The 6,172-nt window shown below is 37.6% G+C and carries 6 protein-coding genes and 1 pseudogene; 6 read left to right on the top strand and 1 reads right to left on the bottom strand.

Translation table 11 applies throughout. The features are described from left to right. Window positions 1-518, bottom strand: a pseudogene (locus ACQ96U_RS22685) (IS3 family transposase); the annotation flags it as partial. 696 nt (window positions 519-1,214) lie between these two features. Here ACQ96U_RS22685 and ACQ96U_RS22680 point away from each other — a divergent pair. The 6 genes from ACQ96U_RS22680 (at window position 1,215) to ACQ96U_RS22655 (ending at window position 6,134) form a co-directional block, all read left to right on the top strand. After that, on the top strand, window positions 1,215-2,702 hold the full coding sequence (locus tag ACQ96U_RS22680) for a hypothetical protein (RefSeq protein WP_431723557.1): 1,488 nt from the start codon (window positions 1,215-1,217) through the stop codon (window positions 2,700-2,702). Window positions 2,703-3,109: 407 nt separating this feature from the next. After that, window positions 3,110-3,553 carry an NADAR family protein gene (locus ACQ96U_RS22675; RefSeq protein WP_431723556.1) on the top strand — a complete coding sequence of 148 codons (444 nt, stop codon included), beginning with the start codon at window positions 3,110-3,112 and terminating at the stop codon, window positions 3,551-3,553. Beyond that, the gene (locus tag ACQ96U_RS22670; protein WP_431723555.1) at window positions 3,550-3,915 is read left to right on the top strand and encodes a hypothetical protein; all 366 of its coding nucleotides are present in this window, start codon (window positions 3,550-3,552) and stop codon (window positions 3,913-3,915) included. The genes ACQ96U_RS22675 and ACQ96U_RS22670 overlap by 4 nt, the downstream gene beginning before the upstream one ends. 205 nt (window positions 3,916-4,120) lie before the next feature. Beyond that, window positions 4,121-4,822 (top strand): hypothetical protein, encoded by a 702-nt coding sequence (locus ACQ96U_RS22665; RefSeq protein ID WP_431723554.1) that lies wholly within the window; start codon window positions 4,121-4,123, stop codon window positions 4,820-4,822. Between the two features lie 242 nt (window positions 4,823-5,064). Then, a complete protein-coding gene (locus ACQ96U_RS22660) occupies window positions 5,065-5,544 on the top strand; it encodes a DoxX family protein (protein ID WP_431723553.1) in 480 nt (159 codons plus the stop codon). A 203-nt stretch (window positions 5,545-5,747) separates the two neighbouring features. Further along, on the top strand, window positions 5,748-6,134 hold the full coding sequence (locus ACQ96U_RS22655; protein WP_431723552.1) for a hypothetical protein: 387 nt from the start codon (window positions 5,748-5,750) through the stop codon (window positions 6,132-6,134). Window positions 6,135-6,172: the final 38 nt, after the last annotated feature.

Below are 6,172 nucleotides of genomic sequence, written 5' to 3'. Positions count from 1 at the left end.
TCCCAACAAGCACCCACATCGCCCATACTGGCTCGGATACTATAGCTCGATAACAGCTTACGATATCGCTTGCTGGTATACTGTGAGCCACGATCACTGTGAAATACAAGGCCTTTAGGCGGTTGGCACAGGTTATAGGCTTTCATTAATGCTTTGCACACCAAATCGGTTGTCATCCGCTTATCGATATGCCAGCCAACAATTCGAAGAGAGTATAAATCCATCACCACGACCAAATACATCCAACCTTCACCTGTCTTTAAGTAAGTCACATCGCCAGCCCAAACCTGATTGGCTGCAGTGGGGTTAAAGTTCTGGTTTAACCAGTTATCGGCCACTGAATCAGCATGCTTACGCTTCGTTGTGACCCTGTAAGCCTGACGTTGTGTAACTTTTAGGTGTAACCGATGCATGATGTTGCGAACTTGGTAGCGCCCCATTTGATAGCCTTCTTTACGCAATTTCTTCACCATTTCACGATTCCCTAAACTGCCCCGGCTTTTTCTAAATAATTTTTGTTCTGGTCAATCTAAACCGACTACATTGATATGCTCATCCTTACCCAAGTAAGGAGCAATATCAGCCTATTCCAAAACCCCAGACCTATGAGGAATAGACAGGTGAACGAGAGGAAACCCTGGGCTATGAAGAGCATGTTTAACCACAAATTATCTGTATAATAGTACATTAAAATGGCTTTAGTGTTGTATATAACTGATGATTTTTCGAGCAATTCATGACACGCTCATTGCCAGGGTGATTTTCATCACAACCTTAAATACTTCAATTGATGTATATCTACTTGCAAATTCCTGTTAATTTATACCGATGAATACAACATTTATGGTAGATTACCATCCAGGGGTTATCAGCATAAAATGGTTTGTCATAGAAATATGATTGAGAAGAAGATAGTGACGATTTTCATGAAGTTCATGCCTAAACCGTAGAAGGTTGCTGGTCGCTGCTGCAATCATGGCTTCGGCCTCACTGTGGTATATCATAAGAAAAATCACCTTGTTATTTAGCATTGTTTAAGTTTATGTATAATTTAAAACATCGTGGTAAGGGATTCTTGGATGATTTAGTCGGGATTAATCCAGCCCCCGGAAATCCAGATTGAGCTTTTAATTTTATATAATAATTAGTTTCTGTTGAGCTGACTTGTTTTTGATTACTGGATACTAAGGAAAGTATTTTTAAGGAGAAAATTGATGCTGAAATTCCGTTTAAGGTTATTTGCAGCTGCGATCTTTATAAGCCTATTAGCTCCCACCATTCATGCCTTTTCAAAGGCCTGTGTATACCTGCAACCTGGTTCTGAGTATGCTGCCCGGATACAAGTTGTATCTGAACATTGGAGATCTAAATGGTCAAATCAATTTGCAATAGGCCAATCTCAGTGTATTTCATTGGAAGCATTAAAGCCCGGTTCTCGTTTTACAATGCAAATAAGTACGGCACCTAATCAAAGCAAAGTACTCTGTACTCCACACCGAATCGAAAATGTCGATACACCTGTTTCGGCGATGTTTTTGGTGAGCGGGACGGTACAGGATATAAAATGTTCAAATCCTCACGGCTTGCTTGAGCGCACGCCCCAACAATCTCTTTCTTTATCTAATTCTACTTTAACTTCAGAAGAGATTGATCAATTCAACCAACTGATTGATGCACCAGAAACTAATAGTGAGCTATCGTCCGTCGAGAAAGAAATGCTGGGTACTGCAAAAAAATATTTGGCTGGAGAACTTTCAAAAAAGAAAGCCCTAGAGAACTTAATATCCAAAGAGAATCAAACATTAAAGTTCGCTTTGGACGCAGACCAGGTACAAATTTTACGTGAAACGGATGATGATTATGTTCGTTTTGGATTCCTAAGAAAATTCGATTCTTTAGAATTGATGGGGCAGCCTTCTGCCTTTGTTGAGCTTAATCATAAGAAAGCTGCCCCCAATTCAAGTGCTTTGGCAGATTCACTCCATGCAGAAGGAATTCCTGTAGTGGCAATATTAGGCAAAGCGCGTATTGGCAGCCCGAAAGATGTGCGCGACGCGATTAAAACAGCGTCGATGGCAATGGATACAGTGTACCTTAGTCGGGAAGTGGCATTTATCACAGGAGGTTATAAAGGTGCCCTTGATGATGTCTATGGTTATACACGTATTGGATATGAACGGGCGAAGGATTTAGAAACTTATACCTTAGTCGTGTTACCAGAAGCAGGCGCTAAAGATAGCCATAATTTTGTAGATGCGAAAGATATTTTTGGCAAGATGTGGGGTGACGATACGCCTGCGTTGGTAGGTGTTGCTGATGCAGCAATGGTGTTTGCATGGTATGGCTCATGGACCAAAATTGAGATTGATACTTTGCTTCATCAAAAAAAGAAGGTAGTAATAGTGAATCCTTTTCAGAAAGAAGGAGATGAAGTTGTTGAAGTCAAGATGAAGAAGGGGATAGTAAAAAGTTATCGTGATCCAGAAGTCGCGGCAAAAGCATTACTCACAATGTTACCAACAGAGAATGATCTGAAAACATCAGCACCAAAAGATGTTGAGAAACTGCCATACCGTGAAAATGCACTTAGCGAAATAGAGTACTACCCCTTTCCTCGATGGTCAGAAGAGTCTGGAAAACGAACAGCGACCAGTATGATCTGCCAAAAAGTTCCTTGTGAGCCACTTTCACCCAGTTTTTAATTAACGTATTAAATAACAAAATACCGGCACCTTTGGGTGCCATTTCAATCGTTGCAATGCAGTATCGTTGTTTTGTCTTGATGTTCAAAACTCCGGTTTATTTATGCTGTCCATAGTTATCCCCATTTAGGAAGACACGAAATATGGGGATGAGTTTACGATCATTTCACCCGAAACCAGCGAACAGTATCACATAAACAATGTTGAATATACTACCGTTCTTATGTGATCTATATCTGCGCTAATAAACATGTCATCAACACATAGATTACCTGCAACCCACTCCCAAAGTGAAACATACTACCTACGTAATAGTATTATTAAAGCCATCAGTAAATAATGTCTTGAAATCTTTAAAATTTAATGGAAGATGTAAGTTATTTAACTCAGTGTTAATTTAAAAACATATGAAAGAAGTTATAACGTTTTATAGTGTAAATGACGAATATGGTGAATTTTCAAACTTTGCCGCTTACCCAATAAAGATAAAAGGTAAAATATGGTCAACATCTGAACACTATTTCCAAGCGATGAAGTTTGACTCCGAGAAAGATCAAAAGGACATCAGACTTGCAAAAACACCAATGGAAGCAGCTCGAAAAGGTCGAGACAGAAAACGAAAACTTAAAAAGAACTGGGAGTCCATCAAAGATAACGTGATGAGGGAAGCCGTTTTTCAAAAGTTCTCACAGCATAATCAGCTTAAGGCTCTACTTATCAACACAGGATCAGCTATGCTGGTTGAACATACTGGAAATGATGCATACTGGGGAGATGGTGGTGATGGTAGCGGAAAAAATAAGCTAGGACTCATATTGATGGAAGTAAGAGAGAAGTTGAATAGTACATGAGAGTTAAAATCGTACGTATTTATGATAAATCCTATGCAACAGTTAAAGCATGGGCTGAACCATTCAAAGATGAAGCACCCGCTATCCCCGAAGCCGTTCTTGTAAAATTTATAGAGCGGCTATCAATGTATAAATATGAGCTAATAAAAAACAACAACTCACTTTGTGAATATCTATACTCGAACTCAAAGTATTGGAGCCTAAAAGTTCAGATTAGCAAAAACGAAATAGCTTTTACTGCACCGCGTACGAAAAGCTTTAACTCAAGCTTAGTTTTTGAGTGCCTGCAAACTGCTTCTGAACTTTGTGATACACATAATCTGGCTATATATTTTAGCAAAGACAGAGACTGGATAAATTAATTTCCAATATCAAAAGTTTATTTTCCCATCTTCTGAAACACCTATGACTGAGGGCTCTTCCAATAGAGCCCTTAATCAAATCAACTAATAAGCACCCACCAGCTAAAATTCATATTACATTTAAAAACTGTTTATTTACATTTATCATTAGTTGATAGGGTATCTATTATTATAGTAACTAACCATCAAGCTGTAAGCAGTTATCATGATAAACAAACGATCAATTATTATTTCCTTGCTCTTTATTAGCCTTCGTGTATTTGCCATCCCTCCTGAACTAAAAGACGTGGTTGAAGAGGTTAAAGAAGCATTATTAAATAATAACACCCTGATTGAACATAAATTTGGGTATTCAATAAAAGCCCCTGGCCCAAATTGGAAGTGGTACAAACTCAAAGTATCTAGCTCTGAACAAGACTACCTTTTAATTGAAGAGGAGTCAAACAAAGTATATTTGTTAAATTTTATTAGCCGAATGAGAGATTTAAATGAAAAAAGAGTTAAAAATTTTATTGAGGGAGCAAAAGAAGGTGCTATTAAAACTAATACAAAACTTGATAACATAAGTTATAAACCGACAGATAATATACATAAATCGAGTTTTCTCTTAACTTACGATTACCTTACTCATGATGGAGAGCTAATCTATCGATTAAATACCTTTTTGATTACGGTAGAAGGCATTATGCTATCAATAAGTCAGTATGAAGATGAGGGTTTTAATAAAACAGAGTTACTCCAACTAGCTTCTAACGTCAAAATAATCCAATCGTCAAGTCAAGTTCAAGAGGGAAAAAGCTCTTATTACTTTCAAATGGGACAGCATATTGGTCAATTTATAATTTTATTAGCGGTAATTGCTGGAATCATTTTTTTAATAAAAGCAGTTATAAATAGTCGCAAATAGATTAACAATTTTCTCCCACCTAATTGTACTCATTACAGTTTACCTCTTTCTTAAAATCTTGAAGCAAATATAGTACTTCAATTTATAGTATGGTAACTTAAAGCTACAATACGACACTATCAGTTAAATAACTGCTATAATCATAAATTTAAAATGAAGACTTGAATTTAAACATAGGTAGATTCTACGTACCTTCAATATTGCCAGCAACTAATTTAATAAAACAACCAGTAAGACAATCTATGATTACACCAATAATAACTATTTTACTATTATGCAGCCCATTAGGATTAGCAGCAATTATCTCAAAGCTACGTAATAAACCTCTGGATATTAAGAAATATGCATTCTGGGGGCTAAGCATCGCATTTCTTTTCTTCAGTTTAGGTCATTTTGCCAAAACACAAGGCATGGTTGAAATGTTACCTACATGGGTTCCATTTCGTCTAAATATCATTTACTTGACAGGCATAATGGAAATACTCATTGCTATAACTCTTTTCATTCCCAAGTACCAGAGTGTTGCAGCAAAAGCAGCGTTGATTGTTTTTATTTTGTTTTTCCCAGCGAACATATACTCTGCCTTAAATAGTATTGGACTCGGCGGTCATCAATGGGGGCCAATTTACTTATTAATTCGTGGGCCTTTACAGCTTCTTTTAATCGGTTGGACTTACTTTCTCTGTATCAGGGGAAATAACCAAGTGAACTTTGCAGTCTAACCTTTTTTACCTTATTGAGGGACAATATGAGTCCCTCCTCTACCGTATAAATAATACTCCCTGAATCTATAAGACTGAACTCAGCATTTCTCAATACTACAATTCTTAACTTTTTTTTCTTAACAAATCATGTAAGTCTATAAAGCATCAGAGATGCTACAAGCAGTACTCTTTACAAACCCATAGAGCAATAGGTTGTAGACATGAATAGAACGCTATTGATTACCGCCATTCTTGCAGCTTTTACTGCTGCCGTACATATTTTTGTAGGTACACCTGAAATTCAGGAACCATTGTTACAGTCCAACTTACCAAAAAACATTAGCTTATTGCTTTACTCCTGCTGGCACCTCGTATCTATCACTTTAGTAGTATCAGCAGCAGCATTCTATATCTCAGCCCGTGGTAAGCTCACAGGCTCATCACTCCCAATGGTAAAACTGACCTCCTGTATGTGGTTGTGCTTTGGTTTGGTCTTTATCGTTGTTGCATTGCTGTTCTCTGGCCCTTCAATGCTGATAACTTTACCTCAGTGGACTTTAGTTATACCCGTTGGTCTTCTTGGCCTATGGGGTTGCTCTAAACAATAATTATACGACACTCGCAATCAAGCCAATTTCAGGAGCGT

This window comes from Zooshikella sp. RANM57, from assembly GCF_050749885.1.
GTDB lineage: Bacteria > Pseudomonadota > Gammaproteobacteria > Pseudomonadales > Zooshikellaceae > Zooshikella.
Note: the sequence above shows the minus strand (reverse complement) of the source record. Positions and strands in the feature narration are given on the sequence as shown.

Coding starts and splice junctions, on each gene's coding strand:
- ACQ96U_RS22680 (WP_431723557.1), top strand. CDS start 1,215: ATGCTGAAATTCCGTTTAAGGTTATTTGCAGCTGCGATCTTTATAAGC.
- ACQ96U_RS22675 (WP_431723556.1), top strand. CDS start 3,110: ATGAAAGAAGTTATAACGTTTTATAGTGTAAATGACGAATATGGTGAA.
- ACQ96U_RS22670 (WP_431723555.1), top strand. CDS start 3,550: ATGAGAGTTAAAATCGTACGTATTTATGATAAATCCTATGCAACAGTT.
- ACQ96U_RS22665 (WP_431723554.1), top strand. CDS start 4,121: ATGATAAACAAACGATCAATTATTATTTCCTTGCTCTTTATTAGCCTT.
- ACQ96U_RS22660 (WP_431723553.1), top strand. CDS start 5,065: ATGATTACACCAATAATAACTATTTTACTATTATGCAGCCCATTAGGA.
- ACQ96U_RS22655 (WP_431723552.1), top strand. CDS start 5,748: ATGAATAGAACGCTATTGATTACCGCCATTCTTGCAGCTTTTACTGCT.